At 70.7% G+C, this 18,426-nt stretch carries 22 protein-coding genes; 14 read left to right on the top strand and 8 right to left on the bottom strand.

Going from position 1 to position 18,426, the window contains the following annotated elements; genetic code table 11:
• The first annotated feature begins 223 nt into the window (after positions 1-223).
• Positions 224-604, top strand: a complete 381-nt coding sequence (locus IIE03_RS22675; RefSeq protein ID WP_192865026.1) for a PadR family transcriptional regulator — start codon at positions 224-226, stop codon at positions 602-604.
• A complete protein-coding gene (locus IIE03_RS22670; RefSeq protein ID WP_192865025.1) occupies positions 601-1,716 on the top strand; it encodes a permease prefix domain 1-containing protein in 1,116 nt (371 codons plus the stop codon). The genes IIE03_RS22675 and IIE03_RS22670 overlap by 4 nt, the downstream gene beginning before the upstream one ends.
• A gap of 114 nt (positions 1,717-1,830) precedes the next feature.
• On the opposite strand, the gene IIE03_RS22665 is transcribed toward IIE03_RS22670, so the two are convergent.
• Both IIE03_RS22665 and IIE03_RS22660 read right to left on the bottom strand, forming a co-directional pair.
• The gene (locus tag IIE03_RS22665; RefSeq protein WP_192865024.1) at positions 1,831-2,685 is read right to left on the bottom strand and encodes an ABC transporter permease; all 855 of its coding nucleotides are present in this window, start codon (positions 2,683-2,685) and stop codon (positions 1,831-1,833) included.
• Positions 2,682-3,656 (bottom strand): ABC transporter ATP-binding protein, encoded by a 975-nt coding sequence (locus tag IIE03_RS22660; protein ID WP_192865023.1) that lies wholly within the window; start codon positions 3,654-3,656, stop codon positions 2,682-2,684. Before IIE03_RS22660 ends, IIE03_RS22665 begins: the two co-directional genes overlap by 4 nt.
• Positions 3,657-3,862: 206 nt before the next feature.
• Between IIE03_RS22660 and IIE03_RS22655 the strand changes: the two genes are divergently transcribed.
• The 8 genes from IIE03_RS22655 (at position 3,863) to IIE03_RS22620 (ending at position 11,023) form a co-directional block, all read left to right on the top strand.
• On the top strand, positions 3,863-4,750 hold the full coding sequence (locus IIE03_RS22655; RefSeq protein WP_192865022.1) for a helix-turn-helix transcriptional regulator: 888 nt from the start codon (positions 3,863-3,865) through the stop codon (positions 4,748-4,750).
• Complete coding sequence (sufB, locus tag IIE03_RS22650; protein WP_192865021.1) at positions 4,747-6,177, top strand: Fe-S cluster assembly protein SufB; 1,431 nt, start codon at positions 4,747-4,749, stop codon at positions 6,175-6,177. The genes IIE03_RS22655 and sufB overlap by 4 nt, the downstream gene beginning before the upstream one ends.
• Position 6,178: 1 nt before the next feature.
• Entirely contained in the window at positions 6,179-7,444 is a 1,266-nt protein-coding gene (gene sufD / locus IIE03_RS22645; protein ID WP_192865020.1) for a Fe-S cluster assembly protein SufD, read from the top strand.
• Positions 7,445-7,451: 7 nt separating this feature from the next.
• On the top strand, positions 7,452-7,799 hold the full coding sequence (locus tag IIE03_RS22640) for a non-heme iron oxygenase ferredoxin subunit (RefSeq protein ID WP_192865019.1): 348 nt from the start codon (positions 7,452-7,454) through the stop codon (positions 7,797-7,799).
• Positions 7,800-7,898: 99 nt separating this feature from the next.
• Positions 7,899-8,669 (top strand): Fe-S cluster assembly ATPase SufC, encoded by a 771-nt coding sequence (sufC, locus tag IIE03_RS22635; RefSeq protein ID WP_192865018.1) that lies wholly within the window; start codon positions 7,899-7,901, stop codon positions 8,667-8,669.
• A 22-nt stretch (positions 8,670-8,691) separates the two neighbouring features.
• A complete protein-coding gene (locus tag IIE03_RS22630; protein ID WP_408632862.1) occupies positions 8,692-10,074 on the top strand; it encodes a SufS family cysteine desulfurase in 1,383 nt (460 codons plus the stop codon).
• A 42-nt stretch (positions 10,075-10,116) separates the two neighbouring features.
• The gene (gene sufU, locus IIE03_RS22625) at positions 10,117-10,614 is read left to right on the top strand and encodes a Fe-S cluster assembly sulfur transfer protein SufU (protein WP_318843129.1); all 498 of its coding nucleotides are present in this window, start codon (positions 10,117-10,119) and stop codon (positions 10,612-10,614) included.
• Between the two features lie 25 nt (positions 10,615-10,639).
• Positions 10,640-11,023, top strand: a complete 384-nt coding sequence (locus tag IIE03_RS22620; protein ID WP_192865016.1) for a metal-sulfur cluster assembly factor — start codon at positions 10,640-10,642, stop codon at positions 11,021-11,023.
• A 145-nt stretch (positions 11,024-11,168) separates the two neighbouring features.
• Here IIE03_RS22620 and IIE03_RS22615 read toward each other — a convergent pair whose 3' ends face one another.
• From IIE03_RS22615 to IIE03_RS22605, 3 genes are all read right to left on the bottom strand, one after another.
• Entirely contained in the window at positions 11,169-11,675 is a 507-nt protein-coding gene (locus IIE03_RS22615; protein WP_192865015.1) for an SRPBCC family protein, read from the bottom strand.
• 69 nt (positions 11,676-11,744) lie between these two features.
• Positions 11,745-12,545, bottom strand: a complete 801-nt coding sequence (locus IIE03_RS22610) for a helix-turn-helix transcriptional regulator (RefSeq protein WP_225998210.1) — start codon at positions 12,543-12,545, stop codon at positions 11,745-11,747.
• A 7-nt stretch (positions 12,546-12,552) separates the two neighbouring features.
• Complete coding sequence (locus tag IIE03_RS22605; RefSeq protein WP_192865013.1) at positions 12,553-13,320, bottom strand: SDR family oxidoreductase; 768 nt, start codon at positions 13,318-13,320, stop codon at positions 12,553-12,555.
• Between the two features lie 121 nt (positions 13,321-13,441).
• Between IIE03_RS22605 and IIE03_RS22600 the strand changes: the two genes are divergently transcribed.
• The 4 genes from IIE03_RS22600 to IIE03_RS22585 all read left to right on the top strand — a co-directional run bounded on the left by IIE03_RS22600 (position 13,442) and on the right by IIE03_RS22585 (position 15,592).
• The gene (locus IIE03_RS22600; protein WP_192865012.1) at positions 13,442-13,993 is read left to right on the top strand and encodes a TetR/AcrR family transcriptional regulator; all 552 of its coding nucleotides are present in this window, start codon (positions 13,442-13,444) and stop codon (positions 13,991-13,993) included.
• Between the two features lie 99 nt (positions 13,994-14,092).
• Positions 14,093-14,338: a hypothetical protein gene (locus IIE03_RS22595; RefSeq protein ID WP_192865011.1), complete on the top strand. Its 246-nt coding sequence runs from the start codon at positions 14,093-14,095 to the stop codon at positions 14,336-14,338.
• A 2-nt stretch (positions 14,339-14,340) separates the two neighbouring features.
• A complete protein-coding gene (locus IIE03_RS22590; RefSeq protein WP_193107594.1) occupies positions 14,341-14,880 on the top strand; it encodes an SMI1/KNR4 family protein in 540 nt (179 codons plus the stop codon).
• A gap of 274 nt (positions 14,881-15,154) precedes the next feature.
• Positions 15,155-15,592, top strand: coding sequence for a hypothetical protein (locus IIE03_RS22585; protein WP_192865009.1), 438 nt, complete (start codon positions 15,155-15,157; stop codon positions 15,590-15,592).
• A gap of 70 nt (positions 15,593-15,662) precedes the next feature.
• Here the strand turns inward: IIE03_RS22585 and IIE03_RS22580 are convergent, their stop codons facing one another.
• The 3 genes from IIE03_RS22580 to IIE03_RS26945 form a co-directional block, all read right to left on the bottom strand.
• Positions 15,663-16,052 (bottom strand): DUF5063 domain-containing protein, encoded by a 390-nt coding sequence (locus tag IIE03_RS22580; protein WP_192865008.1) that lies wholly within the window; start codon positions 16,050-16,052, stop codon positions 15,663-15,665.
• 143 nt (positions 16,053-16,195) lie between these two features.
• Positions 16,196-16,720, bottom strand: coding sequence for a DUF2199 domain-containing protein (locus IIE03_RS22575; RefSeq protein WP_192865007.1), 525 nt, complete (start codon positions 16,718-16,720; stop codon positions 16,196-16,198).
• A gap of 85 nt (positions 16,721-16,805) precedes the next feature.
• Positions 16,806-18,386: a nucleotidyl transferase AbiEii/AbiGii toxin family protein gene (locus tag IIE03_RS26945; RefSeq protein ID WP_192865006.1), complete on the bottom strand. Its 1,581-nt coding sequence runs from the start codon at positions 18,384-18,386 to the stop codon at positions 16,806-16,808.
• Positions 18,387-18,426 lie beyond the last annotated feature (40 nt).

Below are 18,426 nucleotides of genomic sequence, written 5' to 3'. Positions count from 1 at the left end.
ACCTCCGGTGTCCGGGTTCTCCGGAATCGGTGTGCGACGCAAAAGCATCGCAAGGGTCAACGGAAGCATAGGTTTGCATCAAGGAAAAACGTAGGTTTACGGATGGATTGTCCCTTCACAAACGAGTCATACCGCATCCGTATGGGGTGAAATATCCCGTCGCTCCGAGTGTCGCAGACGCCGGTTGTTGTGATCCAGTAGTGGATCATGTACAGTACTCGACGTGAGCAATACGGAAGCCCCTGACGACGCCTTCGCGGCGGACCTGCTGCGCGGCCACACCGACACGATCGTGCTCGGCGCGCTGCGCGGCGCCGACCGCTACGGCTTCGAGATCTACAAAGCGATCCGCGACGCGACCGGCGGCGGCTACGAGATCAAGGAGGCCACGCTCTACGCGGCCTACCGGCGGCTCGTGAAGGACGGGCTGATCGAGGCGTACTGGGGCGACGAGTCGCAGGGCGGGCGGCGCAAGTACTACCGGATCACCGACGCGGGCCGCGCCGTGTACCGGAACAACGTCCGGGCGTGGGTCGCCACGCGCCGGATCATCGACTCGCTCCTCGGCACCGAGGGCGACCGGACGAAGGGAAACCACCGATGAGTGGCGAGAACGTCGCGATCCACCGCCTCCTCGACGAAGCGTTCGCGGGCATCGCGATGAGCCCCGACGTGCAGGACCTGAAGGAGGAGATCCGTAGCAACCTGGTCGATCGCGTCGCCGAGCTGGAGGCGGGCGGTACCTCCTCGGCCGACGCCGCCCGCCACGCGGTCGACGAGCTTGGCGATGTCGGCGCGATCGTCCGGGGGGAGTTCCCGGACGCGGTGCCGGAGGCCTCGGTCGTCCTCGGCGACGAACGCGCCCCCGACCGCCTTGTCACCGGCACGCACCCCTCCGGCGGTCCGGACTCCGGTGTACGGCGCTCCGACGATCCGGGTGGCACGCACGCCTCCGGAGTACCCGGTAGCGGCACTCACCCCTCCGGGGGATTCGGCTCCGGCGCGCCCGCCGGCCGCCCCGGTGGCGACGGCCACCACCCGCGCTCGGAGCCGGCGTCGTCCCTGGCGGCGCGGCACCGCGTCCGCCCCCGGCCCGGATACGTCGCCGTGACCGTGCTGATGTCGATCGTGCTGGCAGGTGCGCTGGTGGGCACCGTGCTCGCGGCGATCGGCGCCGCGCGTGCGGACGCCGAGGGCTGGCTGCCGGCGGTGTTCGCGGTGGTCGCTGCCGGCGCGCTTGGCTGGCTCGTCGGCGCGTCGCTCGCCCAGGAGACGACCACCAACTACCCGATGCCCGCCGGCCGCGCCGCCCTGTTCGGACTCGGCTGGGCACTCGTGCTGCTGGGTGCCCTGCTCGCGATCGCTCATCTGTTCGTCGCGGCGCCGTACGCCTGGTATGCCCTGGACGGCCTCGCCCTCGTGGCAGGCGTCGTGCTGCTCGCCTACCTGGCGGCCACCTCGACCAACCGCACCAAGCCCTGGGCGCTGGAACAGGGCAGGCGCCACGCCGAGGCCGGTAGCCGGTTCGACGAGGACCCGGCCACCGCCGCCCGGTTCGGTATCTACACCGTCGCCCTGTGGGCCCTGACCGGCGGGGCGATCCTCGTCGTCGGGTTCACGTTCGGCTGGGTGTGGGTCCCGATCCCGGCTCTGCTCGGCTTTGCGGTCTTCATGCTGATGCTCGCGCGGATGAACTTCGGCCCTGCTCGCAAGTAGGTCGGCCTCGCAAGTAGGTCGGCGCGGGTCCCGGCCAGGCATGAGGTTCGCCGGCCGCCACGAGCATTCCGGCAAGGGCTCTCGGGCGATGCGCGGCAGCCTCGTGCGGGGCGGTCAGCTCCAGCGGAACCAGCGGGCTGCGGCGAGCGCCGCCCCCGCGGTCCAGGCGGCCAGGATCAGCAGTGGTCCGCCGGGCAGCGCGCCGTCGAGCAGCGCGCCGCGTACCGCCTCGCCGAGCGCTCCGGACGGCAGCACCGCCGCGAGCGGGCCGAGCGGTCCGAGCCGGTCGGGCGGCACCACGAGCCCGCCGCCCACCACGAGCAGGATCCACACGAGGTTCGCCACGGCCAGCACCCCCTCGGCGCGCACGGTCCCGGCCAGCAGCATCGCCAGCGCGGTGAAGCACGCGGTGCCGAGCAGCAGGGCGAGTCCGGCCGGGGCGAGTCCCGCGGGCTCGGGCGTCCAGCCGAGACCGGCCGCGACGGCGCTCAGCACCGCGACCTGGACCGCCAGCACCGCGAGCACGGCGAGCGCCTTGCCCGCGAGCAGGCCGCTGCGCCCGAGCGGGGTGGTGGCGAGCATGCGCAGCACGCCGTTGCGGCGGTCGAAGGCGGTGGCGATGGCCTGCGACGTGAACGCGCTCGACACGACGGCCAGGGCCAGTACGCCGGGCGTGGCGAAGTCGATGCGGCTCGCCCCGCCGGTGGCGATGCCGAGGAACGGCGCCGTGGCCATCCCGACGAGGACGAGCACGGGCAGGATCAGCGACACGAGCAGCTGCTCGCCGTTGCGCAGCAGGGTCCGGGCCTCGAACGCGGCCTGCGTGAGGACGCGCCGCGCGGGCGGTGCGGCGGCCGGAGTCGTGGCGGTGGAGGGCGCGGCGGCGGAGGCGCCCGCCGTCCGCGCGGGTCGCCCCGACGGCCCGGAGTACGGCTCCGTGGGTCGGGTCGAGCGGGCGGCGTCGTTCATCGCAGGTGTCTCCCCGTCAGGTCGAGGAACACGTCCTCCAGGGTGCGGCCGCCGGTGGTGATGGTCCGGGCGAGCGTTCCGGCGTCGGCCAGCCACGCGGTGACGGCGGCGAGCGCCGCCGGGTCGACGGGCCCGTCGGCGACGTACACCCCGGGTTCGGTCTCGGAGACGTGCCAGGCGGGTCCGGTCGCCTCGTCGAGTGCCTTTGCCAGGGCGGCCGCGTCGAGGCCGGGCCGGGCCTCGATGCGGACGCGGGCGGCCGTCGTCGTCCCGTGCGGGCCGTCGTGGGCGAGCAGTTCGGGGACGGTGCCGGCGGCGATGACGCGGCCGTGGTCGACGATGTGGACGTGGTCGGCGAGGTCGGCGGCCTCGTCCATGAGGTGGGTGGTGAGGACGACGGCGACGCCGTCCGTGCGCAGCTCGTGGATCAGGTCCCACACGGCGCGGCGGGACTGCGGGTCCATGCCGGCGCTGGGTTCGTCGAGGAACACCACCTGTCCGCGCCCGGCCAGGGCGCACGCGAGGGCGAGGCGCTGGCGCTGGCCGCCGGACAGGCGGCGCACGGTGGTGCGGGCGAAGCCGCCGATGCCGAGGCGTTCGGACAGCTCGCCGACGTCGCGCGGGCGGGCGTACATGGCGGCGACGTGGCGCAGCACCTCGCCGGCGCGGGCTCCGGAGGGGAGGCCGCCGTCCTGCAGCATCACTCCGACGCGGGGGCGCAGGGCGGCGGCGTCGGCGGCCGGGTCGAGGCCGAGGACGCGCACGGTGCCGCCGTCGGGGGTGCGCAGGCCCTCGCAGCATTCGACGGTGGTGGTCTTGCCGGCCCCGTTGGGGCCGAGCACGGCGGTGACGGCGCCCGCGTGGGCGGTCAGGTCGAGGTGTTCGACGACGGGCCGTCCTCCGTACCGCTTGACGAGCCCGCGCACCTCGACGGCGGCGGGGCCACCGGGCGCGGGCGGGGAGACGGTCACCCGGGCAATCCTAGGGCGTGCGCCGGCTCGCACGAGTGCCGGTGCGAGACGCGTGTGATCTTCGCCTCGATCCGGAGCGTTCTGAGGGTCGCCTTCCTTGCCAAGTCGGATTTAGGGAACAAGGATGTTCCCTAAAGCGTTGCCCGGCATGACGGCCGGTCTGACCGCTACACCGAACCACCACGTCGAACCATCTGGGAGGTGAGATGAGCACGCAGGTATCCGCGCCCACCGCGCACCCGCACGAGACGGACGGCACCACGCGCCGCCGCGTGCTGCAGCTCGTCGCCTCCGACGGCCCGGTCACGGCGGCCCACCTGGCCTCCACGCTCGGACTCACGGCCCCGGCGGTGCGCCGCCACCTGACCCTCCTGGAGGAGGAGGGCCGGATCGAGATCCACGAGGGGCAGCCCGGACCGGCGCGCCGCGGCCGCCCGGCACGACACTACGTCGTCACGCACGGCGGGCAGTCCGAGCTGGCCGGCGGCTACCAGGAGATCGCGGCCGACCTGCTGCGTCACCTGCGCGCCCGCGGCGGCGACGAGGCGGTGCGGGCGTTCGCCCGCGAGCGGTACGACGCCGTCGTGCGCCGGTACGCACCCCGGCTGGACGCGTCCGACCCCGTTGCGCCTGATGACGCCATGCCCGGCACGACGGCCTCCGGCACGACGCCGACCGACACCGCCGCGCCCGGCCCAGCCGCGCCCGCCATCGAGGCGTCCGCCGTCGCCGCCCGCGCCGCCCGGCTCGCCGCGCTGCTGAGCGAGGACGGATACGCCGCCTCCGTGCGGCCCGTGCCCGCGGCGGGGACACTGTCCGGGGACACCGCCGGCACGGCCGGCCCCGCCGCGCCCACACCCGGCGGAGCGGCGGCGCCCGTCGGCGTCGTCCCCGCCGTCCAGCTCTGCCAGGGGCACTGCCCCGTGCAGCACCTGGCGGAGGAGCACACCGAACTCTGCGAGGCGGAGGCGCGGGCGTTCACCGAGCTGCTCGGGACGCACGTGCAACGCCTGGCGACCATCGCGGGCGGAGCCCACGCCTGCACCACGAACATCCCCCTGCCCGCAATCCCCACCACCGAAGGATCACGATGAGTGCACCGACGCAGGAGCAGCGCACCGACGAGGAGATCATTGCCTCGATCGGTGGCTACGAGTACGGCTGGCGCGACAGCGACGAGGCCGGCCAGGCCGCTCAGCGCGGCCTGAACGAGGACGTCGTCCGCAACATCTCGGCGCTGAAGAACGAGCCGGAGTGGATGACCAAGCAGCGCCTGAAGGCCCTGCGCCTGTTCGACAAGAAGCCGATGCCGTCCTGGGGCTCAGACCTGTCGGGCATCGACTTCGACTCGATCAAGTACTTCGTGCGGTCCACGGAGAAGCAGGCCACCTCGTGGGAGGACCTGCCCGACGACATCAAGCAGACGTACGACAAGCTCGGCATCCCGGAGGCGGAGAAGCAGCGCCTGGTGGCGGGCGTCGCCGCGCAGTACGAGTCCGAGGTCGTGTACCACCAGATCCGCGAGGACCTGGAGAAGCAGGGCGTCATCTTCGTCGACACCGACACGGGCCTGCGGGAGTACCCGGAGCTGTTCCAGGAGTACTTCGGCACCGTCATCCCCGCCGGTGACAACAAGTTCTCCGCGCTGAACTCGGCCGTGTGGTCGGGCGGCTCGTTCGTCTACGTGCCGCCGGGCGTGCACGTCGAGATCCCGCTGCAGGCCTACTTCCGCATCAACACGGAGAACATGGGCCAGTTCGAGCGGACGCTGATCATCGCGGACGAGGGCTCCTACGTGCACTACGTCGAGGGCTGCACCGCGCCGATCTACCAGTCCGACTCGCTGCACTCGGCCGTCGTCGAGATCGTCGTGAAGAAGAACGCGCGCGTGCGCTACACGACGATCCAGAACTGGTCGAACAACGTGTACAACCTGGTCACCAAGCGCGCCACGGCCGCCGAGGGCGCCACCATGGAGTGGGTCGACGGCAACATCGGCTCCAAGGTCACCATGAAGTACCCGGCGATCTACCTGCTGGGCGAGCACGCCCGCGGCGAGACGCTGTCCATCGCCTTCGCCGGTGAGGGGCAGCACCAGGACGCCGGCGCGAAGATGGTGCACGCCGCGCCGCACACCTCGAGCTCCATCGTGTCCAAGTCGGTGGCGCGCGGCGGCGGCCGTACGTCCTACCGCGGCCTCGTGCAGGTGCTGGAGGGCGCGAGCGCCAGCGCGTCCAACGTGCTCTGCGACGCCCTGCTCGTGGACCAGATCTCCCGCAGCGACACGTACCCGTACGTGGACGTGCGCGAGGACGACGTGTCCATGGGCCACGAGGCCACCGTGTCCCGCGTGAGCGAGGACCAGCTGTTCTACCTGATGTCCCGAGGCCTGGACGAGACCGAGGCCATGGCGATGATCGTGCGCGGGTTCGTCGAGCCCATCGCGCGCGAGCTGCCCATGGAGTACGCGCTCGAGCTCAACCGCCTCATCGAGCTCCAGATGGAAGGTTCCGTCGGCTGACATGACCACTACCACTGATCTGACCACGGACCACTCGCGCGCCGTGGCCGACGGCGCCCATACCCACGGCGTCGGCGCCAAGCCCCAGGGCTCGCGCGCCGAGCGCCTCACCTCGTTCTCCCTGGATGACATCCCCGTGCCCACCGGGCGCGAGGAGGAGTGGCGCTTCTCCCCGGTCGCGCGGATCCAGCCGCTGTTCGACGGCGGTCTGGGGACCGCGGGCGCGGACGGTTCCGGCGTGCGGGTGACCGTCGACGCCGCCCCCGAGGTGAAGGTCGAGACCGTCGGGCGCGACGACGCCCGCCTCGGCCGGGCGGGCAAGCCCGGCGACCGCACCGGCGTCACCGCCTGGAACGCGTTCCAGCAGGCCACGGTCGTGACCGTGCCCGCCGAGGCCGTCGCTTCCGACGTCACCTCCGTGCGGTTCGACGGCGAGCAGGCCGGCGCCGCCACGCCGTCCGCCGCCCACGTGCTGGTCAGGGCCGAGCGCCACGCCGAGGCCGTCGTCGTCATCGACCACGCCGGCGTCGCCACGCTCAACCAGACCGTCGAGATCGACGTGGCCGACGGCGCGCAGCTCACCGTCGTCTCCGTGCAGGACTGGGCCGACGGCGCCGTGCACACCTCCAGCCACCGGGCCCGGCTCGGCCGCGACGCCAAGCTCAAGCACGTCGTGGTCACGTTCGGCGGCGACGTCGTGCGCATCACCCCGGACGCCGAGTTCACCGCCGAGGGCGGCGAGGTCGAGATGGTCGGGCTGTACTTCGCCGACGCCGACCAGCACCAGGAGCACCGCCTCTTCGTGGACCACGCGGTCCCGCGCTGCAAGTCGCGCGTCACCTACAAGGGCGCCCTGCAGGGCTCCGGCGCGCACACCGTCTGGGTCGGCGACGTCCTCATCCAGGCCGACGCCGAGGGCACCGACACGTACGAGCTCAACCGCAACCTCGTCCTCACCGACGGCGCGCGGGCGGACTCCGTGCCGAACCTCGAGATCGAGACCGGCGAGATCGACGGCGCGGGCCACGCGTCCGCGACCGGCCGGTTCGACGACGAGCAGCTCTTCTACCTCATGGCCCGCGGCATCCCGGAGACGGACGCCCGCCGCCTGGTGGTGCGCGGCTTCTTCGCCGAGCTCATCCAGGAGATCGGCGTCGAGTCCGTCGAGGAGCGCCTCATCGCGTCCATCGAGGCCGAGCTGGAGAAGTCCATGAGCGTCATCACCGGCGTGGCCACGCCGGCCGGCGGCGCCGACGAAGCGGAGTGACCGGCCGGTGACCTTCCAGACCGCGTGCCTCACCGACGACCTGGCCCCCGAGGAGGCCATGCTCGTCGAGCTGGACGGCGTCGACGGGGCGCCCGTCCCGGTCGCCGTCGTCCGCGACGCCGACGGCGACTACCACGCCATCAGCGACATCTGCTCCCACGGGCAGGTGTCCCTGTCCGACGGCGAGGTCGAGGGCTGCCTGGTCGAGTGCTGGCTGCACGGTTCGCAGTTCGACGTGCGCACCGGCCAGCCCGTCCAGCTCCCCGCGATCCGCCCCGTGCCCGTCTACCCCGTGAACGTCGAGGGGGACAAGGTGCTCGTCGACATCGACGGACCACCCGCCGGCAGTTCCTGAACCACCCGGCGGCACGGCCCGGCCGCACGCCGAGAACGGCGCCACCACGACCGCCGTCGTCCATCACACGAAGCTTCCGCAAGAACCTGGAGAGAACGCATGTCCACCCTCGAGATCCGCGACCTGCACGTCAGCGTCGAGACCAAGGAAGGCCCCAAGCCGATCCTGCGCGGCGTCGACCTGACCATCGAGTCCGGCCAGACCCACGCCATCATGGGCCCCAACGGCTCCGGCAAGTCCACCCTCGCCTCCGCGCTCGCGGGCCACCCGAAGTACCAGGTGACCTCCGGCACCGTCACCCTGGACGGCGAGGACGTCCTGGCGATGACCGTCGACGAGCGCGCCCGCGCCGGCCTGTTCCTCGCCATGCAGTACCCCGTCGAGGTGCCCGGCGTGTCCGTGGCGAACTTCCTGCGTACCGCCAAGACCGCCATCGACGGCGAGGCACCCAAGCTGCGCACCTGGGGCCGGGAGGTCAAGGACGCGATGAGCAACCTGCGCATCGACTCCGCCTTCTCCGAGCGCTCCGTCAACGAGGGCTTCTCCGGCGGTGAGAAGAAGCGCCACGAGATCCTGCAGATGGAGCTCTTCAAGCCGCAGATCGCGATCCTCGACGAGACCGACTCCGGCCTCGACGTCGATGCGCTGCGCGTCGTGTCCGAGGGCGTGAACCGCGCCAAGGAGAACACGGACGTCGGCGTGCTGCTGATCACGCACTACACGCGCATCCTGCGCTACATCAAGCCCGACTTCGTGCACGTCTTCGTCGACGGCCGCATCGCCGAGGAGGGCGGCCCCGAGCTGGCGGAGCGCCTGGAGGACGAGGGCTACGACAAGTACGTCGGCACGGCGGCCCCCGCCGCCGTCTGACGCCACGCGCCGTCGAGGAGAGATGATGACCACCACCGACGTAGGGGCCGGGCGAACCGGCCGGACCTTCACGCCCGCCGAACTGGTCGCCGTCCGGGCGGACTTCCCGCTGCTCGGGCGCACGGTGCGCGACGGCAAACGTCTCATCTACCTCGACTCTGCGGCGACGTCACAGAAACCGCAGGTGGTGCTGGACACCGAGGTCGACTTCTACGAGCAGCGCAACGCCGCCGTGCACCGCGGCGCGCACGCGCTCGCGGAGGAGGCCACCGAGGCGTTCGAGCACGCGCGGCAGCAGGTCGCGGCCCTGGTGGGGACCGACGTCGGCGAGATCGTGTGGACGCCCGGTGCCACGATGGGGATCAACCTCGTGGCCACGGGCATCCAGAACGCGACGCTCGGACGCGGCGGCCCCGCGGCGGCCGAGCGGTTCCGGATCGGGCCGGGTGACGAGATCCTCGTGACCGAGGCCGAGCACCACTCCAACCTCGTGCCGTGGCAGGAGCTCGCGGCCCGGACGGGGGCGACGCTGCGCTGGATCCCGGTGGGGGACGACGGGCGGCTCGACCTGGCGGGGCTCGAGGGGGCCGACGGCGGTCGTGGCGACGCCGCGCTGATCAACGAGCGCACGAAGGTGGTGGCGTTCGCGCACGTCTCCAACGTGACCGGCGCCGTGGCGCCGGTGGCGCGGATCGCCGCGGCCGCGCGCGCGGTGGGCGCGCTGACCGTGCTGGACGCCTGCCAGTCCGTGCCGCACCGGCCGGTCGACCTCCACGCGCTGGGCGTCGACTTCGCGGTGTTCTCCGCGCACAAGACGCTCGGGCCCACCGGCGTGGGCGCCCTGTACGGGCGGCGCGAGCTGCTGGAGGCCCTGCCCCCGGTGACGACCGGCGGGTCCATGGTGGAGGTCGTCACCATGGAGGCGACGACGTTCGCCCCGCCGCCGCTGAAGTTCGAGGCGGGCACGCAGATGGTCGCGCAGGCCGTCGGCTTCGGGGCCGCCGCGGACTACCTGCGCGAGCTGGGCATGGAGGCGGTCGCCGCGCACGAGGCCGAGCTGGCCGCGGAGCTGCTGAGGATCGCGGAGATCCCGGGCGTGCGGGTCATCGGGCCCGCGTCGGTCGGGACGCTCGGCGAGGAGGCGGCCCCCGAGGCGGGGCTGCCGGACCGGGTCGCGGCCGTGTCGTTCGTGGTGGACGGCGTGCATGCGCACGACGTCGGGCAGGTGCTCGACGACGCCGGCATCGCCGTGCGCGTGGGGCACCACTGCGCACAGCCGCTGCACCGCCGGTTCGGGATCGCCGCCACGGCACGCGCGTCGGCGTCGGTGTACACGACGCTCGACGAGGTCAAGGCGTTCCGGGAAGCGTTGGCGGGGGTCCGGGCGTTCTTCGGAGCGGAATGACACCGGCCTAGGTTGGACGAGAGAACTTCGGAAGGGGCAGGCGTGAGCTCGCTCGAGCAGATGTACCAGCAGGTGATCCTCGATCACGCGAAGCATCCCGTGGGGCGGGGGCTCGTCGCGGTCGACGGCGGTCACCTGCACGGGGAGTCGCACCAGGTGAACCCGACGTGCGGCGACGAGGTGACCCTGCGGGTCGACGTCGTGCCCGCGGCCGACGGCGCGCCCGCGCGGGTGGCCGGCGTGTCCTGGGAGGGACAGGGCTGCTCGATCTCGCAGGCCTCCGTGTCCGTGATGACCGACCTGGTCAGCAACCAGCCCTTGGACGAGGTCGCGCGCCTGGACGCGCTCTTCCACGACCTCATGAGCTCGCGCGGCAAGGGGCTCGACGACGACGCCGCCGAGGACGACCTCGGCGACGCCACCGCCTTCACCGGGGTGTCGAAGTACCCCGCCCGGATCAAGTGCGCGCTGCTCGGCTGGGCGGCGCTCAAGGACTCGCTGGTGCGCAGCGGCGCGTCGGCCACGGCCACCAACCACTGAGCCACCAACCACTGAGGTGACAGACATGACCGAGGGAACCACGACCGACGTCGAACAGCAGGCCCCTGAGGCGCCGGCGCCCGCTGCCGTGGCGGGTTCGCCCGCGAACGTCGCCGACGTCGAGGAGGCGCTGCGCGACGTGATCGACCCCGAGCTGGGGATCAACGTCGTCGACCTGGGCCTCGTCTACGGCGTGCAGATCGACCAGAACAGCTTCGCGACCATCGACATGACGCTCACGTCCGCGGCCTGCCCGCTCACCGACGTCATCGAGGACCAGTCCGCGCAGGCCCTGGAGGGCATCGTGACCGGCCACCGCATCAACTGGGTGTGGATGCCGCCGTGGGGCCCGGAGAAGATCACGGACGAGGGCAAGGAACAGCTGCGGATGCTGGGCTTCAACGTGTGACGTAGGGCCGGTTCCGGGGCGTTCGTCCGCACTACGGCTGCGGGCCGCCTCGTCCGGCTCAGCCGGGCTCGATTGCGCGGATCGTGGCCGCGCCGACGTCGCTGCCCGACGGGTCCACCAGCACCAGGTCACGTTCGCGCAGCGGTCAGGCGGCTTCGACGACGTCGACCATCCGGTCGAGCGCTCGTTGCATGTAGCGGCGCCACAGGGGTCGGAACGGGCCGGCGAGAATGAGCCGACGTCCGCGTAGCGGCTTGAACTCATAGGTCCAGCGGATCGAGGTGCCGTCGCCGTCGGGAAAGAACGACCACTCGCCGCGGACTCCCGCGGCGAGACTGCCGAGGACATTGGTGAACTCGGTCAGCTCGTAGGCGAAGCCATGTCCGGCAACGTACTCGGTGAGGCGCTCCGTGGCCTGGGAGCCGTCACCGAAGGTGGGGTTCCGCGACGGGCCGGCGTGGTCCCACGACTGTGTCTGGTTCCAGACCTCGGTGACACCCGGGAAGGGGAACACCGGGTGGAAGACCGTGGTGAGATCGATGGGGGCGATGACGTCGAACGCCTTGCGGGGCGTGGCCGTCGTACGGGCGAATACGGTCACCGGGACCGTCGTGTCGGAACGGGTGATGAGTGGAGCGACTGTGTCGTTCATGGGTCCAGTCTTGGCCGTGCTGGGAGCGCCGACCAGAACTCTCGTCGTCCCGAGGACTGCGGGTACCACTCAGGCGTTCGTGGCCGCGGCGTTGGTCGTCGGGACCGTGTCCGTCGCCCGCAGAAGCTCGAGCTTGCCGGCGTCGGGGGAACTGCTCGCCGCGGAGTAGGTGACCACGCGCAGATCGGCTCCCGGAATGACCCTGACGGCGCAGTCGACGACGAGCTCACCAACCGTGGGGCGATCGATCGCCTTCGTGTCGCTCGTGTGCTGAGCGGCTGCGCCGGTCGACCAGAGCCGCTCGAAGTGTTCGCTTCCCGCGCGCAGGTCGCTCACCAGCCGGGCGAGCTCCGGGTCGTACGGATAGGTGGTCGCTGCCAGGCGTAGATCGGCGACCTGCGCAGTGTCGAGCTGCGTTCGACCAGCGACCGGGCGGACGGCGCGGAACGGCGCATCATCGAAGCCATCGAGGAACACGGCGCGGGCCAGGTTCCGTTGGGTGTCCGAGGTTCCCGTGGGGGCGCCGTGGAGGGCGATCCAGATCCGGTTCCACATGACCAGTTGCCAGTGGGCGGTGAACACGGCCAGGGGAAGCTCATGGAGCCTGGACACGAGGCGGTGCACGCTGGGCGGCACATGGTCGTTGATCAGGCTGGCCGCAGGAGGGAGCAGCCCTGCCGCGCGGAAGAGCAGGTCTCGTTCGGCCTGGTCGAGCTGGAGGGCGCGTGCCAGGGCCGCGACCGTCGAGGCGGACGGATGCTCAGCGCGGCCCTGTTCGAGCCGGACCAAGTGGTCCACCGAGATCCCGGCCAGCTCCGCCAGATCCTCCCTTCGCAGGCCCGGGGCTCGACGGCGAGGGCCCGGCGACAGCGGTGCTTCAGTTCTGCCGGCTAGGCCGCACGACTATCTCGCCGATCTCGACGTCGTGCGGCTGCTCGATGGCGAACGCAACGGTCCGTGCCACGGCGGCCGGGTCGATGCCGAGGTCGGCCATGTTGCGTTTGACTTCGTCGCGTACCTGTGGGGACATGTCCATCGAGTCGACGATCTCGGTGCGCACGTACCCGGGGGAGACCGAGGTGGTGCGCAGTACGCCGTCCGTGGATTCCTGGCGCAGGCCCTCCAGCAAGGTTCGGACCGCATTCTTCGTAGCGGCGTAGAGCGCCTGGGTCGGCACGATCTTCAAGCCCGATGTCGAGACTGTCGTGACCAGGTGCCCCTCACCCTGGGCGCGGAACACGGGCAGCGCGGCGGCGATCCCGTTCAGCACACCGTTGAGGTTGACGTCGATCATTGCCTGCCAGCCGTCGATGTCAAGGTCCGCGACCGGGCTGAGCCGGCTGATCCCTGCGTTCCCGACGAGTACATCGAGCCGGCCGAACTGCTCGACGGCTCGCTGGACCAGGCTCCCCAGGTCCGGTCGCCGCGTCACGTCCACGGCGAGCGCGGTCGCGCGGCCGCCGTCCTTACGGATCCGATGCACCAGTTCCTCCAGCCGGTCAGTCCGCCGCGCCCCCAGGACGACGCTCGCTCCCCGCTGCGCGAGCAGGACGGCGGTGGCCTCACCGATGCCGCTGCTCGCACCGGTGATAGCGACGACCTTGCCCTGAACCCCTGTCGCGGTCCTCGTTGTGCTTGCTGTCATGTCGCTGCCTCTTCCTTCTTCTCAGCGCCACCCGGTGCTATAGTGGACACGTGTCCGCTTCTTTCGACAGTAGCGGACACGTGTCCGTTTGTCGAGCAGTCGGGACGAGGAGCCAGAAGCGATGGTCAAGGCCGCTCGCAAGGACGCACTTGAGAACCGTGCGCGGATCATCGAGGTGGCGCGTCGGGAGGTTGCTGCCTCTGGCGTCGCAGAGCTACGGCTGAACGCGATCGCCAAGGAGGCCGGTGTCGGGCAGGGGACGCTCTACCGGCACTTCCCGACGCGCGAGACGCTGCTGGTCGAGGTCTACCGGCAGGAGGTCGACGATCTGGTAGGCCTCGCACCGCGGCTCTTGGAGACCGCTGAGCCCGTGGACGCGCTCGCCCAGTGGTTCGACCAGGTCGCCGAGTATGCTCGCGTGAAGCGTGGCGTGCTCGCTGCCGTGGAAGCGTCGGTCTGGAGAGGGATCACCAACCGCAGCCTGGGCCCCATCGGGGACGCCATCACGCTGCTGCTCGACGCGGGAAGGGCCGCAGGGCAGATCCGCGAGGACGTGGATGCCGGGGACGTCATCGTGCTGATCGGCTATCTCTCGCGTCTGGACGAGGACGAGTGGAGCCGGCGCGCGCACCGGCCGTTGCGCATCGTGCTGGACGGTCTGCGCCGACGGTGATCCCGCTCGGCCTCCACCGGCGGTCTGCTCGGCGGGCCCAACGACGACGCCGCGAACTTCGTCGCGCAGTGAGAACGGTCGAACAACCCCTGGCAGCGCATGATCGAGCGAGAAGTATCGAAGGTCGTCAAGGCTGGAGAGGACGTCGCGTACAAGGTGACGCCGAAATACGACGGCGATGCGGTGATCCGAACGTCCATTCGCATCCGTGCCGAGGGATCGAACGGATACCGGCTCGACTACGAGCTGTCCAACAGGGCGGATCTGCCGCTCTACTCGGCAGAGGTCAAGGCGGGTAACCTCCCCAAGAACGAGCACGGATTCCGCTTCGGGACAAGGATCTGAACATGTCGGTACAGAACTTGATCGACGCCGCTTCCCTCACGCCGCTGGCTGAGTCCGTGGACTGGGCACCCGTCGAAGAACACCTCCGCATGCGACTGCCGTCGGACTACTGCGAGCTGGTCGACGCGGGCGGAGCTGGAGTCTGGTTCAACGACCTCAGCGTCTATTCGCCGGGCGACGAGCTCAAGAGCCACGACCTCCTGGAATCCGACGGTGTGTTCGAGGACCTCTTGCTCGCATGGGAGGACGACCCCGAGTACCGCCCGGCAGATCTGCCCGAGGATTCCTGCCTGATCGCCTGGGCGACCACCGGCCACGGTGAAACGCTGTTCTGGCGGGCCGATGCCGACAACACCTCTGGCGTGTACCCGATCTACGTCGAAGATGGCGACGGTGTGCGGTGGGAACGGTTCGACCTGTCGACCATCGACCTGCTCCTAGGCATCCTGCACGGGGACGTCACCAGCCAGTTCTTCTCCGACCTCTTCATGGATACCAGCCAGGTCTTCCGGTCCCAACGACGTGGCGATGACCAGGAGTGATGGCGGTGGGTCTGGTCAGGGAAGTTCGACTTCGAACGTGCGCGGTGAGCGATTCAGTGTGCCGGGATGGTGGACCGGAAGGCGACGGACAGGCGTGGTGCTGATCGGGACCATAGGGAGGGTCCGTAGCCGAGTTCGGTTCCTCGACGGACGCGGCGACCCGGCGGTCCACGGACAGGACGACGAGTGACCGCACCCGGAACAGGTTGGGAACACCACGCCATGGACGCGGGCTGTTTGCCGGTAGTCCGCCCTGCTCGGGATGCTCCGGGACGTGGCTGGCCGGATGCGTAGCCCAGCGGCCTATCGCGACCGGGCCCTGGCACCGGATGCTTCAGCGGATGAGTTGCGCGAGCTGGCCCGCTGTCCGTACCCCTTCGTGTGGCAGGCCCTTGCCGAGCGGTCCGACGTCACGCCCGACGTGCTGGCACTGATCGTCCACCGGAGTGACTCCGCCTGGAACGACAACGCCCTGCTGGCCCGCATCGCCGCCAGCCCACGAGCCGACCGTCAGGTGCTGCTCGCCGTCCTGGACCGGATCCTGCGCCTCCTGGCGAATGGCCAGCGCCCGTACGCGGCTGGCCTGGCTCTGGTGGGCCGTGTCGAGCTGACCGACGAGGAAGCATCCCAACTACTGGCCGCGTCCGGCGGCTCCCGGCGCTTTCGTGCCGGGGTGCGCATGCGACTGATGGCCCGGACGGCAGGGCGCTAGGCAGCCGGGTGGCTCGGGCCCTGGTACACCTGCGTTGCCGTGCAGGACCTCCCCGTCGAACAGGGCAGGGTCACGCTGTTGCGACGGTGATGTGCAGGGCCCGGAGGGCTTCGACGGCGTGCAGTCCCCAGTGTGCGTCGAAGGTAAATCGCCATTGCCACACGACGTCCGCAGCTTCGGCTCCCGAGGCGAGTTGGTCGAGGGTGGGGCGCAGGTCGCGCCAGATGTCGGCCAGGTCGTCAGCCAGTGGGAGCGGGACCACCTCGGGTTCGATGTCCTGGGGCGAGAGGCTCGCTGTCCAGTAGGCAGCCGCGGAGCCGAGCGCGGTATCGATCGCGGCGAATCGTGCTGACCAGGTGTCGTGGCCGATGCCTGGCGGGACCGCGGTCGTCGCGGGTTCCGACTCCGGCAGTGCCAGGGCTGCGGCGATCAGAGCGGCGAGTTGGGATCGCAGCCGCACCAGCGTCTTGCGGGTCGGTGGTGGCGATGTTCTCGATGGCCGTACAGTACGCCTCGGCCGCCTGCCGGAACGCGGTGGCCTGCGGCCCGAGGTCCGGTTGGCTGCTCGGTGCGGGATCGGCCGGTAGCGCGTCGCCCGGGACGTCAGCCATGGAGGAGTAGTTGGTTGAGTTCGGCGACCCGGTGCATGGTGATGCCGTGGCGGTATTCGTGGGCGAGGGGGTGGTCGAGGTCGGGGTCGAGCTCGATCCAGGGGGTGAGGCCGGGCTCGCGGGTGTGCAGTCGTGCGGGCAAGGGCGCGGTGGCGGGTTCGTAGGGCAGGTGGGTGCTGAGCCAGGCGAACATGGGCTCCAGGCCGGCGCGGTCGGGGTCGTCCCAGTGTTCGGCCTGTTTGAGCATGTTCTCTTCGCTCAGGGAGACCCACACCGACCAGCAGAAAGGCCCGTCGGGCGAGTCGTGGACGGGGATCTCGATGTGACCGCGCACGAAGCGGTGCGTCGTCCCGTCGGCGGCGTGCAGGATGCACGTGTCGGCGTTGAGTTCTCCGGCGGCGCGTTCGGCGTCGGTGGCCGAGATCCACGGGCTGGGTGCGGGGGGGCCGAACACCATCGCGAGCCCGCCGTGGGTCGTGCCGCAGGTGGCGCATGCCCAGCCGTTGGTCGTGGTCATTGGCACTCCTCCTCATAGTCGTGCCGCGTTGGTCGGGTGTCGACCGGGAACTGCTATCTGTCGCGGCCTGTGCCTGCACTGGTCGCTATCGGTCGTCGTTCTGGATGCGGGCGAGGTAGGTGGCGAGTCGTTCGACCCACTCGCGTTGGTCTCCGTTGATCCAGGGGTGGTCGGCCAGGAAGTTGTCCCAGTCCACCTCGAGCCCCAGGGCGTCGGCGGCGTCGAAGCCGGCAGCCCCAGCGTCGTCGGCGGCGTCCAGGACCTGCCGGAGCAGTGACCAGCGCAGGTGGGCGACCTCGGTGAGCCGGACGGCGTCGTACAGGTCCTTGCCCTGGGGCCACATGTCGGTGGCCAGCCATTGGATCTTCCAGGCGAGCTGGAGCTCGGCAGAAGCGGCCAGCATCGGCGGTCCGGACGGTGTTAACGACACCGATACCGGGTCATCGATGAGGGGTTCCTGGAAGGCGAAGTCCAGCTGGATGGTCGTGGCCGGCCATTCGCCGCCGGTCGTCATGTCGTAGGGGATCACGAGGCGGCGTCCTTCGGCGCGCTCGTAGGTCCAGATGTCCTCACCGGTCGCATCGGCCACGCGCACGCCTGGGCCCGGGTCGGCAGCCAGGGCGGCCCGCAGGCCGTCCAGCATCTCCAATGTCTGTGGGCTGTTCGCGCCGGTCGTGTGCGGCGTGACCACGAAGTCGAGGTCACCGGGCTCGCGCGCCGTGTCTCCCAGCCAGGCGTGCAGTGTCGCGCTGCCCCGCAGGACCAGGTTCGAGGCCCACGGCGAGCGGGCGATGACGTCGAGCACATGGTTCCGGACGGCCGCGCGGGCCTGGGCCCACTGCTCGGCGCGGAGCGGGTCAGCGAAGGCGGGTTGCCCTGTCTTGAAGGCGTTGGTGAACTGCTTCAAGGCCGGTTCGAACACGGCGTGCTGCCTCACCCCGGCCGAGGGCACCAGCGGCATGAACGTGTCCGGGAATCCGTCGCGCTGGTATGACAGCTGCTGTGCGACGCGCGCGTCGATCAGGTCGCTGTAGCTCGGGCCGGCGTTCTTCGCCGGCCGGTCCATCCAGCCAGCATCCAAGCCGAGGTTGTCGTCGACCACGACGTACTCCTCCTCGACCTCCAGCACCTCGAACCCGCCCTCGCCGAGCGCTGAAACCAACGCGTCCAGCCTCGGGCGTGACGTCTGGCGCCCCACGCCGAAGCACCGCTGCGTCACGAACCGCTCCTCCCACCCGTCCCCCAGCGCGCGCCGCGCGTTGCGAGAGACGCGTGCATCGTGCTCTCGAGCCAGCGCCGTGATCTCCAGGAGGCGTGCGACGTCTCCGGCTGGGAGGCGGACCTTGACGTGGTGCTCGAAGTACAGGTCCTCGCGCGCCTGTGTGTCGGTGACCGGCACGTCGCGGTTCCACGGCGCGGTCTCCACCTTGACCCGCACCGCCTGCAGCCGTGCAGCGGACAGTTCCCGACGCAGCTGCGCAACGCGCTGCTCGGCGTCCTCCAGCGACCCCGTCAACTCGACCGTCAACATCGGCTGGGAGCGGAACTTGCCGTGATCCAGCTCGATCCGGCTCACCTTGATCCCACGCTCACCCGCGAACCCGTCCAGACGATCACCGGCCCACGAATCAACGGTCAGATGGATCTCCAGCGCGCCCTCATACACGCCCGCGATCCTGCCACACCGGGTCGGGTACCCTCCGCGT

It is taken from the genome of Myceligenerans pegani, assembly GCF_014892515.1.
Taxonomy (GTDB): domain Bacteria; phylum Actinomycetota; class Actinomycetes; order Actinomycetales; family Cellulomonadaceae; genus Myceligenerans; species Myceligenerans pegani.
Note: the sequence above shows the minus strand (reverse complement) of the source record. Positions and strands in the feature narration are given on the sequence as shown.

Bases quoted from the DNA above. Each gene is read 5' to 3' on its own strand.
- sufB (WP_192865021.1), top strand. From the start codon at position 4,747: ATGAGTGCACCGACGCAGGAGCAGCGCACCGACGAGGAGATCATTGCC.
- IIE03_RS22630 (WP_408632862.1), top strand. From the start codon at position 8,692: ATGATGACCACCACCGACGTAGGGGCCGGGCGAACCGGCCGGACCTTC.
- IIE03_RS22590 (WP_193107594.1), top strand. From the start codon at position 14,341: ATGTCGGTACAGAACTTGATCGACGCCGCTTCCCTCACGCCGCTGGCT.
- IIE03_RS22615 (WP_192865015.1), bottom strand. From the start codon at position 11,675: ATGAACGACACAGTCGCTCCACTCATCACCCGTTCCGACACGACGGTC.
- IIE03_RS22595 (WP_192865011.1), top strand. From the start codon at position 14,093: ATGATCGAGCGAGAAGTATCGAAGGTCGTCAAGGCTGGAGAGGACGTC.
- sufD (WP_192865020.1), top strand. From the start codon at position 6,179: ATGACCACTACCACTGATCTGACCACGGACCACTCGCGCGCCGTGGCC.
- IIE03_RS22605 (WP_192865013.1), bottom strand. From the start codon at position 13,320: ATGACAGCAAGCACAACGAGGACCGCGACAGGGGTTCAGGGCAAGGTC.
- IIE03_RS22670 (WP_192865025.1), top strand. From the start codon at position 601: ATGAGTGGCGAGAACGTCGCGATCCACCGCCTCCTCGACGAAGCGTTC.
- IIE03_RS22620 (WP_192865016.1), top strand. From the start codon at position 10,640: ATGACCGAGGGAACCACGACCGACGTCGAACAGCAGGCCCCTGAGGCG.
- IIE03_RS22665 (WP_192865024.1), bottom strand. From the start codon at position 2,685: ATGAACGACGCCGCCCGCTCGACCCGACCCACGGAGCCGTACTCCGGG.
- sufC (WP_192865018.1), top strand. From the start codon at position 7,899: ATGTCCACCCTCGAGATCCGCGACCTGCACGTCAGCGTCGAGACCAAG.
- IIE03_RS22655 (WP_192865022.1), top strand. From the start codon at position 3,863: ATGAGCACGCAGGTATCCGCGCCCACCGCGCACCCGCACGAGACGGAC.
- IIE03_RS22600 (WP_192865012.1), top strand. From the start codon at position 13,442: ATGGTCAAGGCCGCTCGCAAGGACGCACTTGAGAACCGTGCGCGGATC.
- IIE03_RS22575 (WP_192865007.1), bottom strand. From the start codon at position 16,720: ATGACCACGACCAACGGCTGGGCATGCGCCACCTGCGGCACGACCCAC.